The sequence below is a fragment of the Larkinella ripae genome (assembly GCF_054780775.1).
Genome location: NZ_BAAGVR010000022.1, coordinates 205,514 through 227,744, shown reverse-complemented (window position 1 = coordinate 227,744; position 22,231 = coordinate 205,514). Strand labels below are relative to the sequence as shown.

Sequence of the window (22,231 nt, the reverse complement as noted above, 5' to 3'; positions counted from 1 at the left end):
TGAATAGTCTGTCAATTTAATTCCGTAAACCATGAAAAATACCCTTGCTGCCCTGGCGCTGGCCGGTCTGCCCTGCTGGAGTTTCGCGACCGATCCCGTTGCGGGCAAATCGCCGAAGGCCGTGGCCGACAAAATTTACATCAACGGAAACGTCATCACGGTCGATGCCAAAAATTCCGTGGCGCAGGCCGTTGCGGTCAGTGCCGGAAAAATTGTGGAGGTTGGTTCGACCGCAGTCATTACCCAACTGAAAGGCGCGAAGACCCAGGTCATTGATCTGGGTGGAAAAACCGTCATTCCGGGTCTGATCGACGGACACAGCCACTTTATGGGACTGGGTCGCACGAAGATGGCCAACGTGGCGGCTCCGCCGGTGGGACCGGTGAAAACGCTGGCCGATCTGGTGGCCGAACTGCAAAAACACAAAGCCGCCAAAAAAATCGCGGACGGCGGGTGGATCACCGGTTTTGGGTACGATGTGGATCAGCTGGCCGAAAAACGTCACCCGACGAAGGAAGATCTGGACGGCGCTTTTCCCACCAATCCGGTCGTGATTACGCACGTTTCGGGGCATATGTCGGTGGCCAATTCGGCGGCCCTGAAAATCGCCGGAATCGACCACCAGACCAAAGACCCGGCGGGTGGCCTGATTGTCCGCAAACCGGGGGGCACCGAACCCGACGGCCTGTTGCAGGAAAAGGCCCAGGGACTCATCCGGGGCTTTGTGGAAAGCAAAGCCCCGACGCTGGACGATCAGCTCAGCGACCTGAAAGACCAGCAGACGTTTTACGCCAGCTACGGCATCACGACCGCGCAGGACGGCAGCACCAGTTTTGAATCGCTGCAACTGCTCAAAAAAGCCGCCGAACGCAACGCCCTGTTCATCGACATCGAAACGCTGCCCTCGTACGGCATCATCGACAAAGTGCTGGGGAATCCGGCTTTCAAATACGGCTCGCTCGACAACCACCTGAAATTGAACGGATTCAAGTTTGTGTCCGACGGGTCTCCGCAGGGAAAAACCGCCTTTTTCGGAAAACCGTACCTGACCAACGTGCCGGGTTGCGACAATGCCGAGTGCCGGGGCTTTCCGGTGACGACGCAGGAGCAGTTCAACGCGGCCGTCAAAAAAGGGTTTGAAAACAACATTCAGGTATTCGTGCACTGCAACGGCGATGCCGCCATCGACATGTACCTGACGGCTATCGAAAACGCCAACAGGGCACTGAAAACGACCAGCACGAACCGGCGGCCCGTGGTGATTCATTCGCAGTTTGTGCGCCCCGACCAGCTCGACCAGTACCAGAAACTGGGCATGGTGCCCTCGTTTTTTACGAACCACACCTTTTTCTGGGGCGACGTGCACGTGCAGAACCTGGGCGAAAACCGGGCGTTTTTTTCCAGTCCGCTCAAGTCGGCGCTCAAGCGCAACATCACCTTCACGAACCATACCGATTACGTCATCACGCCGGTCAACCAGATGTTTCTGCTGTGGTCGTCGGTCAACCGGCAGTCGCGCTCGGGCAAAACCATTGGGCCGGAGGAGCGGGTGACGCCCCTCGAAGGGCTGCGGGCCATTACGATCAACGGCGCCTACCAGTATTTTGAGGAAAAGCTGAAGGGCTCGATTGAAAAAGGCAAACTGGCCGATCTGGTGGTGTTGTCCGACGATCCGCTGACGATTGATCCCCTGAAAATCAAGGACATCGTTGTGCTGGAAACCATCAAGGAAGGCCAGACGATCTACAAACGCTAGATCGCTTTACTTGACAGAAAAGTTAGTTGTATGAGCATAGTGGGGAGCGCCTTGACTCCCTGCTATCTTTTTCTTTCTGATCGGACTTCTCCTGGTTCACTTCTTTTTCTCCCGCAAATCATGACTTTATCCACTATAAAAACCGTCCCCATCCGGACCCCCCAGCGGGTGGCCGAAATTTCCTGGTTCAACGACATCATCGGGGGCGACACCGAATTTCTGGGCGTTCTGGACGAAGACCGCCGGAGCACCTTCGACCATTGCCGCGACATTACGCGGGAAGCCGACCGACTCGGGTTCAGCTCGCTGCTGTTTCCCACCGCCTACACCGTCGGGCAGGATGTGCTGACGTTTGCCGCCGGAATGGCGTCCGAAACCGAATCGATTAACCTGCTGACGGCCATCCGGACCGGCGAAATTCACCCGCCGATGCTGGCCCGCGCCATTGCCTCGCTCGACCACATGCTGCAAGGCCGGTTGATTCTGAACATCATCAATTCCGATTTGCCGGGAACGCGCGAAAACGCCGATTTTCGGTATAAACGCTGCGCCGAGGTGATCGAGATTCTGAAACAGGCCTGGACGCAGGACCACATCGATTTCAAGGGCGAAATCTACCAGTTCAACATGCCCGCCGACCCCGTAAAACCGTACCAGCAAAACGGCGGGCCGCTGCTTTATTTCGGCGGTACGTCCCCCGGTTCGCGGGAGGTGTGCGCCAAATACTGCGACGTGTTTCTGATGTGGCCCGAGTCGGAGGAAAGTCTGTACGCAACCATGCAGGACCTGAGCGCCCGGGCGGCTGCCGAAGGCCGGACCATTGATTTTGGCCTGCGGGTGCACGTCATCGTGCGCGAAACGGAAGCCGAAGCCCGCACGTACGCCCGGCGGCTGATGTCGAAATTTGACGAGCAACGCGGCCGGGAAATCCGCAGCCGGGGGGAAGACTCACGCTCGCTGGGCGTCGTCCGGCAGGACGAACTGCGCGAAACCGCCGATGACGACGGCTACGTGGAAGACATTCTGTGGACCCACATCGGCAAGGTGTTTTCGGGTTGTGGGGGCGGGCTGGTGGGCAGTCCCGAGCAGATTCTGGCCAAGCTGAATCGCTACATGGACATGGGCATCCGGGCGTTTATTTTTTCCGGTTTTCCGTTGCTTGAAGAAGCCGGCTCCTTCGCCGAGCTGGTGTTGCCGCACCTGCCGAACGTCTCGATGCCGGTTTTGCAAAACCGGATTCCGGCCGAAAAACCGGTGACCCCTTTAACCACCGCCGTTCTGGTCTGACGCATGGAAGAACTGCAGGTTCAGGCCGAACCCACCACCCTGAAGCGGGAAATCGGCCTGCTGGACGCTACGCTGCTGGTGGCCGGTGGCATGATTGGCTCCGGAATTTTCATCGTCAGCGCCGACATTACGCGCCACATCGGCTCGGCGGGCTGGCTAATCGCCGTCTGGCTCATCAGCGGTTTTATGACCTTGACGGCGGCTCTGAGTTACGGCGAACTGAGCGGCATGTATCCGAAAGCGGGCGGGCAATACGTCTACCTGAAAGAAGCCTTCAACCCGCTCATTGCGTTTCTCTACGGCTGGAGTCTGTTCGCGGTGATCCAGACCGGCACGATTGCGGCCGTGGGCGTTTCGTTTTTCAAGTTTCTGGCTTATTTCGTGCCCGAACTGAGTGAGGACGTGACGCTGCTGAGCCTCGGTTCGGTCCGGATTTCGCCCGCGCAGGTGCTGGCCATCGGCCTGATTCTGTTCCTGACGTATGTGAACACCAAAGGCGTCCGGGGCGGAAAAATCATCCAGACCACCTTCACGGCCACGAAAGTGCTGAGTCTGCTCGGCTTGATTAGTTTTGGGTTTCTGTACCTGAAATCGGACGTATGGGCCGCCAACTGGAGCGATGCCTGGTCCATCCGGAAACTGATGGGCGACGGTTCGTTTCGGGACTACGTAGGCATTCCGGCCCTGGGCGGGGCCCTGGCGGCTGCGATGGTGGGCTCGGTGGTGAGCTACGACGCCTGGAACAACGTCACGTTCGTGGCCGGAGAAATTACCAATCCCAGGCGCAACATCGGTCTGAGTCTGTTGCTTGGCACCCTGCTGGTGACGGTTTTGTACGTGGCTCTGAATGTGATGTTCACGGCGGTGTTGCCCCTGCAACACATCGGTTTTACGGAAAAAGACCGGGTGGGCATCGCGGCCGCGCAGGCCATTTTCGGTGCCAGCGGCACGGCCCTGTTCGCGGTTATGATCATGATTGCCACCTTCGGGTGTAACAACGGCCTGATTCTGGCCGGGGCGCGGGTCTATTACAGCATGGCGAAGGACGGGTTGTTCTTCCGAAAAACCGCCCACCTGAACCGCCACGCGGTACCGGAATACGCCCTCTGGATTCAGAGCATCGTGGCGTCGGCGCTCTGCCTGAGCGGGAAATACGGTGATTTACTGGACATGATTTCGTTCGTGGTGGTGCTGTTCTACATCCTGACGATCTGGGGGATTTTCATTTTGCGGAAAAAACAACCCCACCTCCCGCGCCCGTACAAAGCCTTTGGCTATCCGGTTTTGCCGGCCATTTACATCCTGATGGGCGTTGCGTTTTGCGGACTGCTCATCATTTACAAACCCACGTACACCTGGCCGGGATTAATCATTACCCTGATTGGGGTGCCGATTTATTACGGAATGGCCCGACGAAACACCGTTGCGCCCTAAACCGCTGTCAAGATGCGCGAAAAAGGCTAAACACCTTTGAAGTCATCGGCAACTCGTACGTGGCGATTCACGATGCGGAACACCTGGCCGGAAAGTCGAAACGGCCCGCCGGGCCATACAGCAACCTCGGACCGTTTTAGTTTCTGGGCCGGGGCCAGAAGTTTGACCTGCAAACCCGAAAACCGTTGCCTTCGGGACCGCAACGGCCCCACGAGCCGGCCGGATAACGTTCACCCAGACTTCCCGCCAGTTCTTCGGAATGGAATACGAAAAAACCGGTCAGCATGGACCGGTTTTTTCGTGAAAAGCCGCCGATGGCGTACCGGTTTTATTTCCAGATGGATTGCGCCGTAAACAGTTCAAGGTTCCTGACGTCGATGCGGTTTCCCCAAAACTGAAGGCCATCCCGGTTGGTCGCAACCGGTTTTCGTTCCAGCGAATACGAATACGCCCCGCCATCGATAAAAACCTCGATGGACGTCCGGTCCACGTAGATGTCGGCGGTAATTTCCGTGCTGGTCATGTCCTCCGGCGAATAGAAAACGCCGTTCACCAGGTTGGAATTCAGGTCGTAGTCGAGAATTCGCTGACCCGCCAGCGATAGGCCCGCGCTGGTGGCGTGGGAAAGTTTCAGCGTCGTCCGGATCCGGAACCGGTCCATCGACTGCAGGGATTTCAGCTGCTCATTCGCATCTGCGGCACGCAGCGACGCCCATTGCCCGGTGCGCTCGAACAGCTTTTCGGTTTCCTTCACCGGCACGCTGCTCAGGCGCAGGCCCTGTTTTGTGGTCCGCAGCCGCAGTTCGGTGGGCAGCAGCATCTGGTGGTTAAAGGGCATGCCGGGTTGCGGAATCCGGCCCCAGCCGATCTGAATGCGCCGGGGATCGCTTTCGGGTAGGTTGGTAAAGGTCTGGGCCGCGTAGATGCTGCCGGTCGTGTATGCATGTTTGCCCGATTCCGGTTTAAAGGTTTTGCCGTCGAAGGAGCCGATCATGTAGGTCGTGGAAGCGCCGTACATCACCCATTTCGTCCGGTTTTTGTCGCCGTCGACGGGCAGCTCGAACAGGTCCGGGCATTCCCAGAAACCGGTCACATGGCTCTCGTAGCGCCATTCTTTGGCGTTTTTGGAGGTATAGATGGAATGCCCGTCCCGTTCGTTGAGCACCATCACCCAGTGCTGGCCGGGTCGATACCAGAAAACGCGCGGATCGCGGGTGTCCTTGCTGTTCCATTTCGCCTTCGAATCGATCAGCGGATTGCGGGTATACTTGGTCCAGGTGCGCCCTTTGTCCAGGCTGTAGGCCAGGCACTGAACCTGTTTTTCCGGATTATCCACCGTAAAAAAAGCGAGCATGGCGGGCGTGTTGCCCCGGTTGAAACCGGCGGTATTGGCGTAGTCGATCACGGTGGAACCGGAAAACATGGTGCCCAGGCTGTCGGGCGAGAGGGCGGTGGGCAGTTCGTCCCAGTGCACCAGATCCCTGCTCACCGCATGTCCCCACGACATGTTTTCCCATTCCCGTTCGTAGGGGTTGTGCTGGTAGAACAGGTGGTATTCGCCCTCGTAAAAGATCAGGCCGTTCGAGTCGTTGATCCAGCCCCGGCGGGTTGAGAAGTGGAACTGAGGGCGGTTTTTCTCCCGGTAGAGCGAATCCTGACCGGCAATGGTATCGTCCTGATAAATGGCGCCCAGCCCCGCCGGTTTTCCATCGTACTGAATGGTGATGGTCTGGCCTTTCAGGGCCGTCACATCGCAGAACACCCAGTAGTCGGGTTTGTCGCTGGCGAGCCGGATCTTGAACGAGCGTTCCGGTTTGTTTTGAATCCGGAATTGCATGGTCCCCCGGTTTTGGGCCTGCGACACCGGCAGGTTCAGGTAGCGTTTCGTAATCGTCAGGGAAAGGGTCTGCGCCGGAAGAAAACGACTGCCGAACACCATCGACACCGTCAGGGCGATGAGCAGTGGGGTTGATTTCATCGAGTGGGGAATTTCGTGCTGTATGCCTTGAAGTAGATACGGAACCATTTATACTTGTACCCCTGAAATGGGCCGGCCGAACCGCCCGGTTCGATGGGCCGCGATTTCCTAAAACGACCTGTATGATTCCACGTTTTTTCCGTCGGGGCCTCCCGGTTTTCCTGTTTCTGGGTCTTTTGAGCGGGCTTGGTGTGGCCTTGACCGGCGCCTTCGTCCGAAAACCGCCCGTCGGCGCTCCGGCCAAACCGGAACCCAAAATCGTGAACATTGTCAACTTTATCCGCCTGCTGGAGCCCCGCGATCCTAAAATCACCCTGGAGGTGCTCTACCAGACCGTGGTGAAGCAGGTGGAACTGATGAAGCGGTACCAACTGGGCGGCACGTTTCTGTTGCAGTATGACGCCCTGATCGACCCCCGTTACCAGAAACTCCTGAAAAGCCTGCCGAAAGGGACGTTTGAAATCGGTGCCTGGTGGGAGCTGCCCCAGCCGCTGGTCGAAAAAGCCGGATTGCGCTGGCGCGGCCGGTTTCCCTGGGACTGGCACGCGGACGTCGGTTTTTCAACGGGCTACACCCCGGCCGAACGGGAGAAGATCGTGGATGTGTACATGCGGGATTTTAAAGCCATTTTCGGCTACTACCCCAAATCGGTGGGCTCGTGGTTTATCGACGCGCACACGCTGAACTACCTGTACGATAAATACCGGATCGTGGCTTCCAGTAACTGCAAGGATCAGTACGGCACGGATGGGTACACGCTCTGGGGCGGCTACTGGAATCAGGCGTACTATCCGAGTCGGCTCAATTCGTACATGCCCGCCCAAAACGCGAAAAACCAGCTTCCCGTACCGGTTTTCCGGATGCTGGGCAGCGACCCGATCCGGCAGTACGATACCGGCCTGGGTTCCAGCCGTCAGGGCGTCATTACCCTTGAACCCGTTTATCCCGAAGCGGGTGGCGACAGCACCTGGGTCCACTGGTTTTTCCGGGAACTGGTCGATGGCGAGTCGCTGGCGTTCAACTACGCGCAGGCCGGACAGGAAAACTCGTTTACCTGGGATGCGATGGCGAAGGGCTTTGCGATTCAGATGCCGTTGATTGCCCGTTTGCGGAACGAAGGGAAAATCCGGGTTGAAACCCTGGAAGCCTCGGGCAACTGGTTTAAAAAGACCTTCAAAACGACCCCGGCCACCTCGTTCGTCGCCAGCCGCGACCTGCCCGGCCAGGCTCGAAAAACCGTATGGTTCAACAGCCGGTTTTACCGCCTGAACCTGCTGTGGGAAGCGGGCAGCCTGCGGATTCGCGATATTCACCTGTTCGACGAAACGTTTCCGTCGGTCTATACCACCCAAAAAGCCAGCTCGAATGAGTGTTCCTTTTTTACCCTGCCGGTGGTGGATGGCTACCTCTGGAGCGAAAAACAGGGGCTGCTGGCGGGCCTGCGGTTTAAAAACCGGGTCAACGGAAACCAGGAGCTACTGAAAGGGGGCGACCCGGTCGTGACCAGCCCGGCCCCGGGTAAACTGCATATTTCGTGGCCCCTGCTGAGCCGTAAAGGCGTTGTGGCGCTGCTGATCGACGAGCGGAAGGTCACCATTTCAGTGGAAGGCGATGCGTCGGCGAGCTGGTATCTGGAGTTCGATGCGGCCGCATCGAAGGCCTTGCCGTTTAAAACGATTGGCAAAAACCGGCTCGACTGCGAGTTTGAGGGCATGACGTATTCCGTGCTGGCCAGCACGGGTTCATTCGCTTCCGCGAACACGAAAAACCACTTCACGGTTCTGCCGGCCAATGGGGTGATCGAACTGGATCTGGCTGCGGGAAGATAAGCGGGTCAACAAATCAGACGGGCGGTTTTACGGCGAAAAGGCAGCCCGCCAGGGGTTGTTTATCCTGTTCCTGCTGGTTTAAACCGGTTTTGGCCGAGGTGATAAACAAAACGTCCCGATCACGACCACCGAACGCGCAGGAGGTGATTCGGGCTGCGGGCAGTGAAATCTGGTGGAGCCGCTGGCCGGTGTGCGGATTGTAGCGGACCACACTCCAGCCGTCCCAGAGCGCAATCCAGAGCATACCGGCCCGGTCGATGGTCATGCCATCGGGAAAACCGTCGGCGTCTCTAAATTGAACAGCGACCCGCCGGTTCCGGATCGCGCCCGTTGCCGGGTCGTAGTCATAGGCAACGACCTGCCGGGTGGGGGAGTCGATGTAGTAGAGCGTTCGCTCGTCCAGGCTCCAGGCCAGTCCGTTGGAACAGCTCACGTTTTCAATTTTCACGGAAACCGAGCGGTCGTGGTCGAGCATGTACAAGGCACCGGCCCCCGGTTTGTCGTCCAGCGCCATGGTTCCGGCCCAGAAACGCCCGGCGGGGTCGAGCTTGCCGTCGTTGAAGCGGTTGTTGGGTAAGTGTGCTTCCGGATCGAAAATCGAGGTCACGGTTTGGTTTTCGGGCGAGACTTCGTAAAAACCGTGCTGGAGAGCCGCCAGAAGCTTGCCGGACGGGTGCAGGGCCACGGCCCCGACCATCTGGCCGACGTTAAAAACCCGGTGTTCGCGGCTCACCGGATCGAGCGAATGAATGTCGCCGGGCAGAATATCCACCCACAAAATTCGCCCCTGCTGGGCGTCCCAAACCGGGCCTTCGCCCAATTGGCATGGATAATCCAGGACCACTTCCCAGGGCGTCTTCAGCATCGTACGGATCGGTTTCAGGGCGGTTTTACCCGGCAAAGCGTCAGGCATAGCGGACGTAAAAATACAGAACCGCAGCCGTAATAAGGGCCCACCAGATAAACGGATTGCGCAAACCGCGTTGTTGTTCGCGTTCTTCCGGCAGGAGCATCAGGCTTTCCTTGTTCCAGATCAGCCCTTCGAGTTCGGCTTCCGGTTTGGGTTTGGTCACCAGACTCACCAGCACGCACAGGGCCATGCAGGTCCAGAAAACAAGTCCGGTGCGGTTGAAAAACGGCATGTGCGGAAACACAAATTCCAGGGCGATGGACAGCGGAATGGTCAGGATTCCGGCGGTCAGGGCCCCGGCGTGGGTGGTGCGTTTCCAGAGAATACCCAGCAGAAACATTACGGCAATACCGGGCGTGAACAGGCCGTAGGCATTCATCAGGTACAGAAAAACCGGCTTGTCGGACTGGGTGATGAACAAGCCCGTGCAGAGAATCCCGGCCACAATGATGACGATTCCGGCAATGCGGCCAAACCGCACGGCCTGCGCTTCCGACGCGTTTTTCCGGAAATACGTCAGGTACACATCCACCGTCAGAATGGTGGTGCAGGAGTTGATGGCCCCCGACAAATGCGACATCACGGCCGAAATCAAACCCGCCATCACCAGCCCGACCAGGCCCGTGGGCAGCAGATTTTCCACCAGCGTTGAAAAAAGCAGATCCGGCTTTTCGAGATTCGGGAATAATTTGGGCGCCACCAGCGCCGGAACCGTGATGATGACGGGAATCAGAAATTTGAGGTAATCGCCGAACACCACGCCCATGCGCGCGTGCCACTCGTTTTTGGCTGCCAAAACCCGCTGCACAATGAACTGGTTGGTGGCGCAGTAGAAAATGCTGATGCAAAGCGTGCCGCCGAGGTACATCGTCCACGGAAAATCCGGATCGTCGGCGGGCAGAATCAAATCCCAGTCTTTGGAGGTTTCCGTTACGGCCGAAATACCCCCGGCCGCATTGACGGTGGCCACCGTCAGGGCTACTCCGCCCAGAATCAGGACGACCAGTTGCAGCATTTCCGTCCAGATAACCGCCCGCAAACCGCCCGCAATGGTGTAGATACCGGTAAAAATAGCCAGCACCAGCACGCTTGTGACCACCGGAAAACCCAGCAGTGAATGCAGCGAAAGCGCCCCCAGATACAGCACGGCGCTGATTTCCACGAAGATGTACGTCAGCAGAATCAGCGTGGCGTAGGTGGTGCGGGCGGCAGCGCCAAACCGTTTCTGGAGAAATTCGGGAATGGTGTAAAAACCGTTGCGGATGTAGAACGGCAGGAAAATCCAGAGCAGGGCGTTGAAACCGATCAGAATAGCGCCCCACTCCATCGCGATGGCGACAAAGCCCCGGCTGTAGGCCACGCCCATGGCGCCCACCAGGTGATGGCTGCTGATATTGGAGGCAATGATGCTGCCGCCGATCATCCACCAGGGCAGTTTGTCGCCCGCCAGGAAGTAATCCCGCTTGGTTTGCTGGCCTTTGCGGGACGCATAAATACCCAGCGAAATAACACCCAGAATGTAAATGCCAAAGATGGAAAGGTCAAGCGTTGAGAGGTTCATGCGGAGTCAGGTTGCGGGTAACGTGAATTGCCTGGTCGATGAGCAATTCCAGAGAGCCTTTCTCAAACGGAGTTTGCCAGACGGGGTAGAGGTCGTTGCCGTACAGCTCTTCGGGCGGTAAATAACCGGTGGAACCGTTGACGATATTCATGACGGCCACGGCTTTGGGGGCAAACTGCTGCCGGAGTTTTTGCTGAAAAACCGCATAGGCTTCGTTGGGCTGCCCCACCAGCACCGCATCGCCCAGGTGCCAGACCCAGAGCGGCATGTTCGTCACGGTGCCGTCGCCGACGGTTTTTCGGATGCCGCGTTTGCGCCAGAGCCGTTCTTTCAGCACGTTGTCATCGCAGGTTTGCCATTCATGCTCGATTTCGGCCAGCGTCGCCAGCGGTTTCAACGGAAATTCCACCTCCGCCCGTTCGGCCCGCAGCGTGGTGGAAGGCGCGTAGGCGGTTTTTTCCCAGATGGCCAGCGGAGCCCCCGACTCCACCACGCCGGCAAACGAAAGCCGGGTTTGGGCCGGTAAAACCGCTTCGAGCGTCGAGAGCACGGCATAACCCAGCTGCCGCCCGTAGGCGTCGGCAATCCGGACGTCGCCCACGTATTGCTCCCGGGGCGACAGTTCGCCCGAGGCTCCCTGCAAAAACAGACAGGGCGCGTGGGTGGTTTGCTCCACCACCTCCCGCATGGCGCCGATGTAGTCGGGGGAAATCAGCCGGTTTTCCCAGGCCAGCGTCGTCGGGTGGCAGGCGTAGTTGACGAGGGTACCGAGCACCCGGTTCTGCTCATCGGCAATCTGCCCGACCAGCAGGGTATTGTCGGCGCTTTTCTCGGGATTCAGGCCGCAGATGTACCGGTTTCTTTCACGATCCGGCAAATCGCGGTTGACGGCCAGATCGCAGGTTCCGTAGCTCCAGGTCAGCGTGGCGGGTTGCGCCCCGGCCAGCGCCGTCCGGATGGCCCGGATGGTCTGTTCCTGAAGCTGCTGCAAATACGGTTCGACCAGATGGCCGCCCGCTTTGGTGGCATCGTCGCGGCTCAGGCTCGGTCCGGCGTGGGTGTGCGACAGGCAGAATAGCAACCGCGATTCGTCCAGCGAAAGCGCTTCCAGAATACCGCTTCGCAAAAACCGTTCGTCGTCGGAACTGCGCCACCAGCCCAGATCGGCCCCGATCAACACCAGCGGCTGCTCCGTGGGGGCGGTCTGAAACGTCGCGCAGGTGAGCATCAGCGGGCGGTGAATGCCTTCGGCCACTTCGTGGGTGGCCGCGCCCCAGTTGCGGGCGTAGATACCAACCGGCGGGGTAATGTCTTCCTGGGCGACACCGATCAGGCCGGCGAAAGCGGATTGTTCAAGGGTGGGGTAGTGGGGTTCGGTCATGGAGCGATTCATGTTGGAATTCAGGGGTTAGGGTTTTTGCCGGTGCCGGACCAGCCGTTCAATTTCTTCCAGCGTTCGCCCTTTGGTTTCGGGAACGTTCCGCCAGACAAAAACGAAATACAGCATCAGCAGGACGGCGTACACACCAAAGGTGCCCGACAGCCCGAGCGTGGATTTCATCAGGGGAAAGGAGCCGAGCACCAGGAAGTTGGCCAGCCAGAGCGACAGGGTTGCCAACGACATGGCGCGGCCGCGCACCCGGTTCGGGAACACTTCGGAGAGCAGCACCCACGTAACCGGGCCGATGGTTGCCGCGTACCCGGCGATAAACAGCAAAATGAAAACCAGCGCTGCGTAGCCGGAAAGCCGAAAATAAAAAACCACCGCCAGGGCCAACAGGTCGAATGCGAGGAAAGCCGCCCCGGCCAGCAGCAGCTTCCTGCGTCCGGCCTTGTCGATGGTGAAAATGGCTACGAACGTGAAAAGGCAGAGGATAAAACCCAGCAGGACGGATTGCAGAAAGGCCGAGTCTTCGGCGATTCCCACTTGTTTGAAAATCTCGGGCGTGTAGGCCACCAGCGGTCCGCCGATCTGGGAGAAAAAGGCGACCACAATGCCGATCAGAATAACCGGAAAGACCTCGCGGTAAACCGTATACCCGGTTTTTTTTCGGCTTTCACCGCTAAAACTGGCCCGGATGGCCGCGCTTTCGTCCGTGGCATACGCCCGCCCGCCAATCCGTTCGAGCACGTTTTGGGACTGGGTGTCGTGGTTTTTGCTGAGCAGCCAGCGGGGACTTTCGGCCACGAAAAACAGGCCGAAGAAGAACAGCAGCGCCGGAACCGATTGCGACGAAAACATCCACCGCCAGTTGTTGCTGCCGGTATGCAGGAGCAGAAAATTGGACAGGTAAGCCAGTAAAACCCCGAGCGTTACGGCCAGCTGGTAAAACGTGACCAGCCGTCCGCGCAGCCGGGCCGGAGCCATTTCGGCGATGTAAATGGGACAAACCAGAGCCGCGCAGCCGATGGCGACACCGCTCAGCAGCCGAAACAGGATAAAAAGCGGAAAAGAAGGTGCCCAGCCGGTGCCTACGCCGGTGATGGCAAACAGAAAGGCGCTCAGGAGAAGGGTTTTTTTACGGCCGATCCGGTCGCTAAGCCGCCCCGAAACCAGGGCGCCGACGGCGGAGCCAACGCTGATGCAGCCAACGGCCCAGCCGGTTTTCAGGTCGCTGAGCTGAAAGTGCTCGCCCAAAAACCGGATGGTGCCCGAAATGATGGCGGTATCGAATCCAAATAAAATACCGCCCAGGGCGGCAATTGCGTTGATCCGGTAGAGATACCGTTTATTGTACCGGACGTGTCCGGAGGCCAGAGGGTCGTTAGCCGCGAGTACAAAAGCCATTTCGGTCGGATTTAACGTGCTTATGCTTTGGCTCTGGCCTGTTCGGCGCTCAAAAACCGGGTCGAATCTTCTTCGATTCCCAAAACCGCTTCGTGCCGCCGTAACGCATCGTCCGGGACGGTTTGTAAGGGCGCAATGCTGGACGGGGTATCGGTGATGTACGGCGGATTGGACTGCCGGTTGTAAGCCGAAATAAGCGACCAGCGGGGCTGTTCGGAAAGGTTGGCCTCCGACCGGTGCAAAAGGTTACTGTGAAAAAAGAGCAGATCGCCGGGTTGTAACACCACGTAAACCCGTTCCATCGTCTGCAACGCAAACTCCACGTACGGCAGGGACGCGCCCACCTGTTCGCCCGAAAAACCGTGTTCGATCCGGCCCATTTGGTGGGATTTTCTGATGACCTGCAAGCACCCGTTTTCGGGCGTGGCTTCGGTGATGGCCAGCATGACGGAGATCATCTGATCCGGAAAAAGATAGCCGTTTTTATACCAGTAGCCGTAATCCTGGTGCCACTCCCAGGCCCCGCCAACCCGGGGTTCTTTCTGCATCAGTTTGGAGTGAAAATGACAGACCGGGGCCGTGCCGTCCAGAAGCTGATCGACCGAGTGAACCAGCCGTTCGCTGCGGGTCAGTAATCCGTAGGCGTCGTTGCCCGGCGTAAACCACAGGGCGAGCTTTGTTTTTTTGCCGGTTTTGTCGTCCAGGTCAAAACTGTTTTTCCGGATGGCTTCATCCTCCAGCGCCACCCGGTGGAGCTTCGTAATTTCCTCTTCCGTTAGAAAACCGGGTAGAATCAGGTAACCGTTTTCCTGAAACGATTCAACCTGCTCGTCAGTCAAGGTAAAGGCCATGTCGGTATCGGGTTAGGTCAACAATGAAAGTCCTCCATCCATCAGCAGCGTGCTGCCGGTCATGTGTTCGTTGTCGGGGTGGCAGAGCTGAACCACCTGCCGGGCCACGGCTTCCGAACGGATCAGTTTCTGGATCGGCACCCGCATCCGGGCCTGTTCCTGAGCATCCGGGTCTTTTTCCCAAAACCGGGCGCTCAAGCCGGCGTTGACGTAACCGGGTGCAATTTCATTAACCAGAATCTGGTGCGGAGCCAGTTCGAGCGCCAGGCACTGGCAAAGCATCCGCAAGCCCGCTTTGGAAACGCTGTAGGCCGGAATGTGCGGGTGAACCGCGTGAGCCGCCCAGCTCCCGACCAACACCACCCGCCCCGGAAGGCCGTGAGCCAGCAGCCGGGCCGTGGCGCTCTGGGCCATAAAAAACGCCCCGTCCAGGTTCACCCGGAGTTCGCTCGACCATTCTTCGGGCGTTATTTCGTGGACGCGTTTGGGCGTCACCGTTGCGGCATTGGCAATGATGATGGTTGCCGTTCCAAGCGTCTTTTCAACGTCGAGCACCCAGTCCTGGACGGCCTGGGCATCGGTCACGTCAACCGGCGTGTAGTGAGTGGCTACCCGGTATGGGGCCAGCTCACCGAGAAACGCTTCTGCCCGCTGGGCGGGACTAATGTCGCCCAGGGCGATGGCGGCCCCTTGTCGGGCAAATTCCAGGGCAATGGCCCGCCCGATGTCGCCCAGTCCGCCACTGATCAGGACGGTATTTTTTGCAAATAATGAGTCCAAGGTCCGTCCGCTTTAGGTTCCAACCATCCCGTTACCAGTCGCCGACGCTGCCGTCTTTGTAGAAGGTCCGTTGCAGAACTTCCTGCTGGAACGGGTGTTTTTTTACTTCGTTTTCGTCGATTTCGATGCCGAGTCCCGGCCGCTGGTTCGGGTACACAATCCGGCCTTTTTCCTGCACCGTAAAACCCTCGCTGACCACGTCGATGCGCCAGGGAACGTCGCTGTGGACACTTTCGCAAATGCAGTAGGAAGGCGTGGCAAAACCGAATTCGATGGAGGCCGCCGTGCTGACCGGTCCCTGCGGGTTGTGCGGGGCCACGGCCACCCGGTACGCTTCGGCCAGGGCCGCAATCCGGCGCACTTCGCTCAGGCCACCGCAGTGCGTGATATCCGGCTGAATGACGCTGACGGCCCGTTTTTCCAGCATATCGCGAAAGGCGTGAATACCCACCAGCCGCTCACCGCTCGCGATGGGCGTTTTGACGGCGCGCTGAATCAGGGCAATGTCTTCGATGGTTTCGGGCCAGCAGGGCTCCTCGAAAAAATACAGGCCGTAGGGTTCCAGGGCTTTGGCAAACTGCATGCCCATGCGGGGAGACGGGCGGGCGTGGCAGTCGACCATAATATCAATACTGTCGCCGACGGCATCGCGCATCGCTTTCACGCAGGCTTCGGCGTAATGGATGGGTTGCAGGCCTTCCAGCGGCATGGTTTCCGGAACGGCCATCGACTTGAAAGCCGTAAAACCGTCGGCCACGGCCTGCTGGGCGAGCTCGCCAAACCGGTCGGCATCGCCGGGGCGGGTCTGGTAAAAATCTTCCATTTTGCCCCCGCCCAGGTGACAGTACAGCCGGATGTAATCGCGCACCCGACCACCCCAGAGTTCGTGGCAGGGAACGCCGTGAATTTTACCGAGAATATCCCAGAGGGCAATGTCGATGCCGCTGATGGCCGTTCCGCGCACAATGCCGTTGCCGTGCCAGAAATGCTGGCGGTACATCATCTGCCAGAGGTGTTCGATGCGCCGGGGATCTTCGCCGATCAGTAACTGAGACAGGTCTTCGATAGCCCCCACCACCGAGCGGGTGTGCCATTCGAGGGTTGCTTCGCCCCAGCCCCACAAACCGGGCTGGTCGGTAAGCACTTTGACAAAAATCCAGTTCCGCATCCGGGCGTGGCACACCAGCGTTTCAATAGCCGTAATCTTCATTCGGGTCGGTCAGCTTAATCAGGCGATTTGAGAATGGGGAACTTGCTGAAACAAATGGCTCACCACGTCCTCGGTTTTTTCGAGCGTTTCTTCAATGTCCTGCACCGTATGGGCGAACGAAATGCTGCCCTGTTTGATCGGCAGCGGGAAATTGAAAATTCCCTTTTCGATCAATTTGACGCGGTAGGTTTTGTCCAGCGCAAAGTCGTGGTTGGCGGCAATATCGTGAAAATCGACCGGTGCGTGATCCATGAAATACAGGCAGTACGCCGACCCCTGCCGGGCCAGGTGGAACGGCCGGCCCGTTGAGGCAAAAATCGAGTTCAGGCCGTTTTCCAGCCGTTGCCCCAGCCGGTTGACGTGCTCGTATACGCCGTGTTCCGGCGAAGCCAGTTTTTGCAGCGTGGCGATGGCGGCCACGGTCGTCAGCGGAAAGGCGTTGTAGGTGCCCGCAATCAGAACGCGCTTGTCGCGGTCGGGGTGCACAAAATAATCCATGTATTTCTTTTTTCCGCCGATCACGCCCAGCGGATACCCGTTGGCAACGGCTTTTCCAAACGTGCTCAGGTCCGGCTGAATCCCGGAGAGGCTCTGATACCCGCCGATGGCGTGCCGGAAACCGGTTTTCACTTCGTCGAAAATAAGCAGAAAACCGTGCTCGTCGGCCAGTTGCCGCAAGCCTTCCAGGTACCCCGGTTTGGGTTTGACGATGCCGATGTTCTGCAGAATCGGTTCGAGGATCAGGCAGGCCACCGGATACCGCTTCAGCACGTATTCCACCGAATCCAGGTCGTTGTAGTTGATGATGTGGACCAGCGATTTATGGACCTCCGGAATCCCGGACGACAGCGCGTCGAAGGGGTATTCGCCGGGGCTGGTGCGCGGCCCCACGTCGCTCAGGCTGCTGATGACGTTGCAGGCCACGTCGTTGTGCCAGCCGTTGTAGCCGCCCTGCATCACAATGACGTGGTCGCGTCCCGTTACGGCCCGGGCAATCCGCATGGCGTGGTAGGTGGCCTCCGAACCAGTCGAGGTGATTTGCAGGCTCTCGACGGTCGGAACGTGCTGGCAGAAAAGCTCGGCAAACTGCCCTTCCAGATCGGTCGGGCCGGCGCCCATCAGCACGGTGTCGTTGCTGAGTGCCTGACGAACGGCTTCGGTAATATCCGGATCGTTATGGCCGAGGAACGTAGCCGCAAAACCGGCCTGGTAGTCGATGTATTCGTTTCCCTCCATATCCCAGACGCGACTGCCAACGCCTTTCGTAAAGCAGATATTCGGGTCGGATTTCCGGTTGAGCGATACCACGCCACCGGGTATCCACTGTTCATTGGTTTTGAGAATTTCCTGTGATTTCGGCCACTTATTCATTGTCTATTCAGGTTGCTTCAGTTGATGTTTTTTTACAGTCTACGGTTTTCAGTTTTCGCCGGGCCGGCGCTACGGTGGGCTGACGCGTTCAGAAAAGCTTGCGCCAGTCCCAGCGGGGAACCGCACCGTAGCGCCGGCCCGGCGAAAACTGAAAACCGTAAACCGAGTACTTCTTTCAGTCAAAGCTGGGAATTTTCAGGTACTCGCCCCCTTTCAGCGCCGATTGGTGGGCCACAATACCGGGGGCGGTATACGCCAGTGCTTCGTGGATGTTCACCAGCGGCTGGCGGTTGTTGAGAATGGCGTCGATGAATTCGTGGGTGATGAACGTGTGCGAACCGCCGTGACCGCTCTTGTGCCGCAAGGGAGCAGGAAGCAGGTCCGTTTCCCACCACATAGGCTGCTTGTAGGTCTCCACGATGTTTTTGGCCACCTGAAAACCGCCGTGGTCCAGGGCTTCCTTGCCGTCCATCCGGACCAGGGTCGATTCGCCGGGTTCGGAATGGGGCATGAAGAAGCTCATTTTCTCGCCCCGCCATTCCCCCCGTTCGACGTTCCGCAAAGCCCCCCGCCAGTTTACTTCCACCCGAAACGGGGTGCCCCGGTTGCTTTTAAAAAAGGCGGTTTCGTTCCAGAACGGGTTTTTGTAGAGGTTGCCTTTTAAAACCGGGCTGTCGTCTCCCCACCCCAGGCCGCTGACGTGGGTCAGGCGCTCGCCCGTCACCGAAATCAGAAAAGCCGTGCAGTGGGTCGGATACAGCATCGGGGGCAAGCCGTGCCGCCAGGTGGGTTTGCCATTCTCGAAATACAGCGTTTCCAGTCCGGGGTGATTGTATTCGGCGGCCGCACTGAACAACTTGCCAAACGCCCCTTCCTGGTACATCTTCCGCACCGAAATCGTGGTTTGCATAAACGCGCTGGTTTCGGCCATCATGTAGGTCAGGCCGCTTTGCTTGACGGCATCCTTCAGTTTGCTGCAATCCTCCAGCGTCAGAGCGGCCGGAACCGCACACAGCACGTGTTTTCCGGCTTTCAGGCTGGCCAGCACGTGGTTGACGTGATCGGGGGCGGGCGTCGCCAGAAAAACCGCTTCGACCTTCGGGTCCTTCAGCAGTTTATCCAGCGACTCGTAGCTTTTCGTGCACTGGTAGGTTTTCATCAGGGCATCCCGGCGCTCGGGCCGCAGATCACTGACGGCTTCGACGAGGCAGTTCGGGTGTTCGTTGAAGTAAAACCCCAGGCCAAACCGCCCGCCGATCACGCCAACCCGCACTTTGCGGTCGGGGGCCGTGGGGGCCGCAAACGCAAACCGGGGGGAGACTGACAAAGCCGCGGCCGACACACCGGCCATGCCGAGAAAATCGCGCCGGTTTACTGAATTTCTGGTTTTGTTGGTCCCCATCAGACTAAAATTTTGTACTGCGGAATTTTCAGGGTTTCACCGTCTTTCATGGCCGAGTGGTGGGCCACAATGCCGGAAACCGTCAGGTTCAGCGCCACCGCGATGTTGACCAGCGGCTGCCGATCCTGCAAAATGGCGGTGATGAACTCATCGGTCAGCCGGCCGTGCGAGCCGCCGTGACCGCCGGATTCGACGCCGGGCGGCAGCGCCGGCCGAACCAGATCGGGCAGGGCTTTTTCCTGCCCTTCGTATTTTCCGTAGAACGACCCTTTTTGGCCGCGAATGCGGCCCCGTTCGCCGTGGTCGCCGGGCGTATCCCAGCTGACGGCCATGCGCGACGAACCGCCTTCGCTGGTCCGAAACATCGCGATTTCGGAGCCGAAGGGGTTTTTGTAGCGGTTATTGGCGGGTTTCAGCTGATCGACGATGCTCGGCATCCCCAGGCAGGAAACTTCCGTAAAGCTGCCGCCGGTAACGCCAACGTAATAGGCGTTGGAGTGGGTGGGGTAGTACTGCGGGGGCAGCCCGACGCGCCACTCCTTGTAGGACGGCAGCGGATCATTCATGTAGTGATAATATTCGCCCTCGGAATACACGAGTTTTCCCAAACCGCCCGCGTTGTAAATCTGGCGCATGGCGTACAGATCCTCGTGGAAGCAGGACGTTTCGAACATCATGTACTTCTTGCCGCTGGACCGGACCGCTTCGTACAACTGATCGGCTTCTTCCAGCGAACCGAATACCGCCGGAACCGCCGAGGCCACGTGCTTGCCGTGTTTCAGGGCCAGAATGGCGTGTTTGGCGTGGCTGGGCGCGTCCGTGGCGACAAAAACCGCTTCGATCGTGTCATCCTTGACCAGTTCCTCCAGCGAGGGGTACGTTTTGGAGCAGCGACACGCTTTGGCCAGTTGCTCACAGCGATCCGGGAAAAGATCGCTCACGGCCACAATTTCGACGTTCGGGTGGTTCTGAAAACCGAACTCGGCCCCGAACTTACACAGGCCGTAGCCCACGATGCCGACCCGGATTTTGCGGTCCGAAACCGGGGTCCATTTTTTGGCCATGCCCGCTTCCTGCGTGCGCTCAAAACCCTGAATGGGTTGCTGTCCGGTAGTAGCCTGAGTGGGTTGTCTGCCCGTCGAACAGGCCAGCGGCAGCAAGCCCAAAGCCGTGGCGCCCAGGCCCGCCGAACGCAGAAACGAGCGTCGGTTGAGGGCGTCCTGGTCGGTCGGACGGGCCGAGGGAGGAGTGTTAGGTTTTTTCATGGGGGGCTCGTCAGAGGTTAATAGCCGGGGTTTTGTTTCAGGGAAGACTGACCGTCTTTCTTGCTCAGATCAATCTGGGCCTGCGGAATTGGATAAATTTCGTTTTTTCCTTTCGTAAAGAAAGCGCCCTTCATATAATCCTGGTTAAAATAATTCGGAACGGCGGCTTCGCGGGCGAGGTACTTGTTCAGAAAAGTCGCCATATAGCCCGTGCCGTTGTCGTAGCGCTGAAGATCAAAAAACCGGTGGTGTTCGAGGGCCAGTTCCAGCCGGCGTTCAAAGCGGACGGCTTCGCGGGCAAACTCCTTGCCTTTCTGCGCAAATTGCCCCGTATACAAACCAATTTTGTAGTTGGCCGCCGGTTCGTTGGTGAATCCTTTCAGGGGGGCCGCATTATCGACGTATTTTTTCACAAAACCGGCCGGATTGGCCGCCCGCGCCCGGATCTGGTTCACGTAGGTTTCGGCCTGCGCCAGACTACCCACTTCCACTTCGACCTCGGCGGCCCAGAGCAGCACGTCGGCAAACCGGATCAGGTTGTACGGGTTGTTGGTGCTGGCATTTTCCCGGTCGGTGGCAATCCGGGCCTGCCAGGCGATGTTTTTGATGACGCTGTAGGGACCGCCCGTGTTCTGCTGGCGAATCCAGGCCATGCCCGGGTGCAGCCCCCAGTCCAGATACGGAATGCCCCGGCGACCTACGTTCCAGTCCAGGCGGGGGTCCAGCGTTCCCGTGTGCGGGGTGAAGGGGGCGGAGGACGCAATGCCCTGGTCGTGTTTGACCGGCGTTTTTTCATAGCTGTCCATGAGCGGCAAACCCGTTTGCGGATCAGTCTGGTAGGCGTTGACCAAATCGAAGGAAGGTTGCAGCCAGCCGTAACAGCAGGAGGGAGGTCCGCCAAACGGGCCGTTGTAGTAGTCGCCGGCATTGCCGTTAGCCCCGTTGGAGCGGTCGTAAACCGACATCTGAACGGTGAAAACCGCTTCCGGGCCGTGTTTTTTATCCGTGCGGAAATTGTCAAAATATTGCTCGGCCAGTGCGTATTTTTTGCCATTGGCCGTTACGCCGTTCGCCATAATTTCGGCCAGCAGCGGTTTGGCTTCCGTGTATTTGTGCTGAAACAGGTAGGTTTTCGCCAGAAACGCCTTGGCGGCCCATTTGTTGGCCCGGCCCACGTCGGATTTGGTGGCGGTCAGGTTATCGGCGGCAAACTTGAAATCCGCTTCAATTTTGGGCCAGATCGGGTCGGTATTGCTGACGTTGTAATTGCCGGCGTCGTACGTAACGGTTTCGTCAATGTAAGGCACGTTTCGCCACAATTTGGCGGCATCCAGGTGATACACGGCCCGGAGGAACTGCGCTTCGGCCTTCATCTGCGTGACTTCGTCGGTGGTCAGGCCCGGCACTTTCGGCAGCAACCGCAACACATCGTTGGCCCGCTGAACGGCGGCATAGGTTAACTGCCAGCGTTCGTTGGTGGATGAACTGGTGGGATCGTGCGTGTAGGCTTCGTAAGACGCCAGTAAACCGTTGGGTTCCGTGCCGACGTGGGCGTCGCTCGAGGCCATACTCGACAAAACCGTGAGGCTGCTCCAGAAGCTGCCGCCCGTGGCGCCCACGCCGTCGAGCAGGGAATACGCCCCGATCAGAACGCCCGTGATGCCGGATTTGGTCGCCAGGGTGCTTTCGCTGATGGAGCCAATCGGTTCTTTTTCCAGAAATTCATCTTTGCAGGCCGACAAAAAGAGGACGAAGCCTGTCAGAATCAGTTTAAAAGAGAGTCTTTTCATGATTGCTTGGGTCGAACAG

Annotated in this window: 16 protein-coding genes; 4 read left to right on the top strand and 12 right to left on the bottom strand. The window is 58.4% G+C overall.

Translation table 11 applies throughout. From position 1 onward, the window contains the following. The first annotated feature begins 31 nt into the window (after positions 1–31). The 3 genes from ACYVHX_RS13785 (at position 32) to ACYVHX_RS13775 (ending at position 4,477) form a co-directional block, all read left to right on the top strand. Complete coding sequence (locus ACYVHX_RS13785) at positions 32–1,756, top strand: amidohydrolase (protein ID WP_460672234.1); 1,725 nt, start codon at positions 32–34, stop codon at positions 1,754–1,756. A gap of 120 nt (positions 1,757–1,876) precedes the next feature. Beyond that, entirely contained in the window at positions 1,877–3,043 is a 1,167-nt protein-coding gene (locus tag ACYVHX_RS13780) for an LLM class flavin-dependent oxidoreductase (RefSeq protein ID WP_460672233.1), read from the top strand. 3 nt (positions 3,044–3,046) lie between these two features. Next, positions 3,047–4,477, top strand: coding sequence for an APC family permease (locus tag ACYVHX_RS13775; protein ID WP_460672232.1), 1,431 nt, complete (start codon positions 3,047–3,049; stop codon positions 4,475–4,477). A gap of 328 nt (positions 4,478–4,805) precedes the next feature. Here the strand turns inward: ACYVHX_RS13775 and ACYVHX_RS13770 are convergent, their stop codons facing one another. Then, positions 4,806–6,455: a DUF4980 domain-containing protein gene (locus ACYVHX_RS13770; RefSeq protein ID WP_460672231.1), complete on the bottom strand. Its 1,650-nt coding sequence runs from the start codon at positions 6,453–6,455 to the stop codon at positions 4,806–4,808. A gap of 122 nt (positions 6,456–6,577) precedes the next feature. Here ACYVHX_RS13770 and ACYVHX_RS13765 point away from each other — a divergent pair, with 122 nt between their 5' ends. Next, the gene (locus ACYVHX_RS13765; protein ID WP_460672230.1) at positions 6,578–8,284 is read left to right on the top strand and encodes a hypothetical protein; all 1,707 of its coding nucleotides are present in this window, start codon (positions 6,578–6,580) and stop codon (positions 8,282–8,284) included. Positions 8,285–8,297: 13 nt separating this feature from the next. Here ACYVHX_RS13765 and ACYVHX_RS13760 read toward each other — a convergent pair whose 3' ends face one another. The 11 genes from ACYVHX_RS13760 to ACYVHX_RS13710 form a co-directional block, all read right to left on the bottom strand. Beyond that, positions 8,298–9,197 carry an SMP-30/gluconolactonase/LRE family protein gene (locus tag ACYVHX_RS13760; RefSeq protein ID WP_460672229.1) on the bottom strand — a complete coding sequence of 300 codons (900 nt, stop codon included), beginning with the start codon at positions 9,195–9,197 and terminating at the stop codon, positions 8,298–8,300. Further along, positions 9,190–10,755, bottom strand: a complete 1,566-nt coding sequence (locus tag ACYVHX_RS13755; RefSeq protein WP_460672228.1) for a sodium:solute symporter family transporter — start codon at positions 10,753–10,755, stop codon at positions 9,190–9,192. Before ACYVHX_RS13755 ends, ACYVHX_RS13760 begins: the two co-directional genes overlap by 8 nt. Beyond that, a complete protein-coding gene (locus ACYVHX_RS13750) occupies positions 10,736–12,148 on the bottom strand; it encodes a neutral/alkaline non-lysosomal ceramidase N-terminal domain-containing protein (RefSeq protein WP_460672227.1) in 1,413 nt (470 codons plus the stop codon). The genes ACYVHX_RS13755 and ACYVHX_RS13750 overlap by 20 nt, the downstream gene beginning before the upstream one ends. Before the next feature lie 15 nt (positions 12,149–12,163). Next, entirely contained in the window at positions 12,164–13,543 is a 1,380-nt protein-coding gene (locus ACYVHX_RS13745; RefSeq protein WP_460672226.1) for a sugar porter family MFS transporter, read from the bottom strand. Positions 13,544–13,563: 20 nt separating this feature from the next. Then, positions 13,564–14,394 carry a phytanoyl-CoA dioxygenase family protein gene (locus ACYVHX_RS13740; RefSeq protein WP_460672225.1) on the bottom strand — a complete coding sequence of 277 codons (831 nt, stop codon included), beginning with the start codon at positions 14,392–14,394 and terminating at the stop codon, positions 13,564–13,566. Between the two features lie 12 nt (positions 14,395–14,406). Next, positions 14,407–15,174 carry an SDR family NAD(P)-dependent oxidoreductase gene (locus tag ACYVHX_RS13735; protein ID WP_460672224.1) on the bottom strand — a complete coding sequence of 256 codons (768 nt, stop codon included), beginning with the start codon at positions 15,172–15,174 and terminating at the stop codon, positions 14,407–14,409. A 31-nt stretch (positions 15,175–15,205) separates the two neighbouring features. Then, the gene (dgoD, locus tag ACYVHX_RS13730) at positions 15,206–16,384 is read right to left on the bottom strand and encodes a galactonate dehydratase (protein WP_460672223.1); all 1,179 of its coding nucleotides are present in this window, start codon (positions 16,382–16,384) and stop codon (positions 15,206–15,208) included. Between the two features lie 18 nt (positions 16,385–16,402). Next, positions 16,403–17,755, bottom strand: a complete 1,353-nt coding sequence (locus tag ACYVHX_RS13725; protein ID WP_460672222.1) for an aspartate aminotransferase family protein — start codon at positions 17,753–17,755, stop codon at positions 16,403–16,405. 175 nt (positions 17,756–17,930) lie between these two features. Further along, entirely contained in the window at positions 17,931–19,157 is a 1,227-nt protein-coding gene (locus ACYVHX_RS13720; protein ID WP_460672221.1) for a Gfo/Idh/MocA family oxidoreductase, read from the bottom strand. Beyond that, positions 19,157–20,422: a Gfo/Idh/MocA family protein gene (locus tag ACYVHX_RS13715; RefSeq protein ID WP_460672220.1), complete on the bottom strand. Its 1,266-nt coding sequence runs from the start codon at positions 20,420–20,422 to the stop codon at positions 19,157–19,159. The genes ACYVHX_RS13720 and ACYVHX_RS13715 overlap by 1 nt, the downstream gene beginning before the upstream one ends. A 17-nt stretch (positions 20,423–20,439) precedes the next feature. Next, the gene (locus tag ACYVHX_RS13710) at positions 20,440–22,212 is read right to left on the bottom strand and encodes a RagB/SusD family nutrient uptake outer membrane protein (RefSeq protein ID WP_460672219.1); all 1,773 of its coding nucleotides are present in this window, start codon (positions 22,210–22,212) and stop codon (positions 20,440–20,442) included. Positions 22,213–22,231 lie beyond the last annotated feature (19 nt).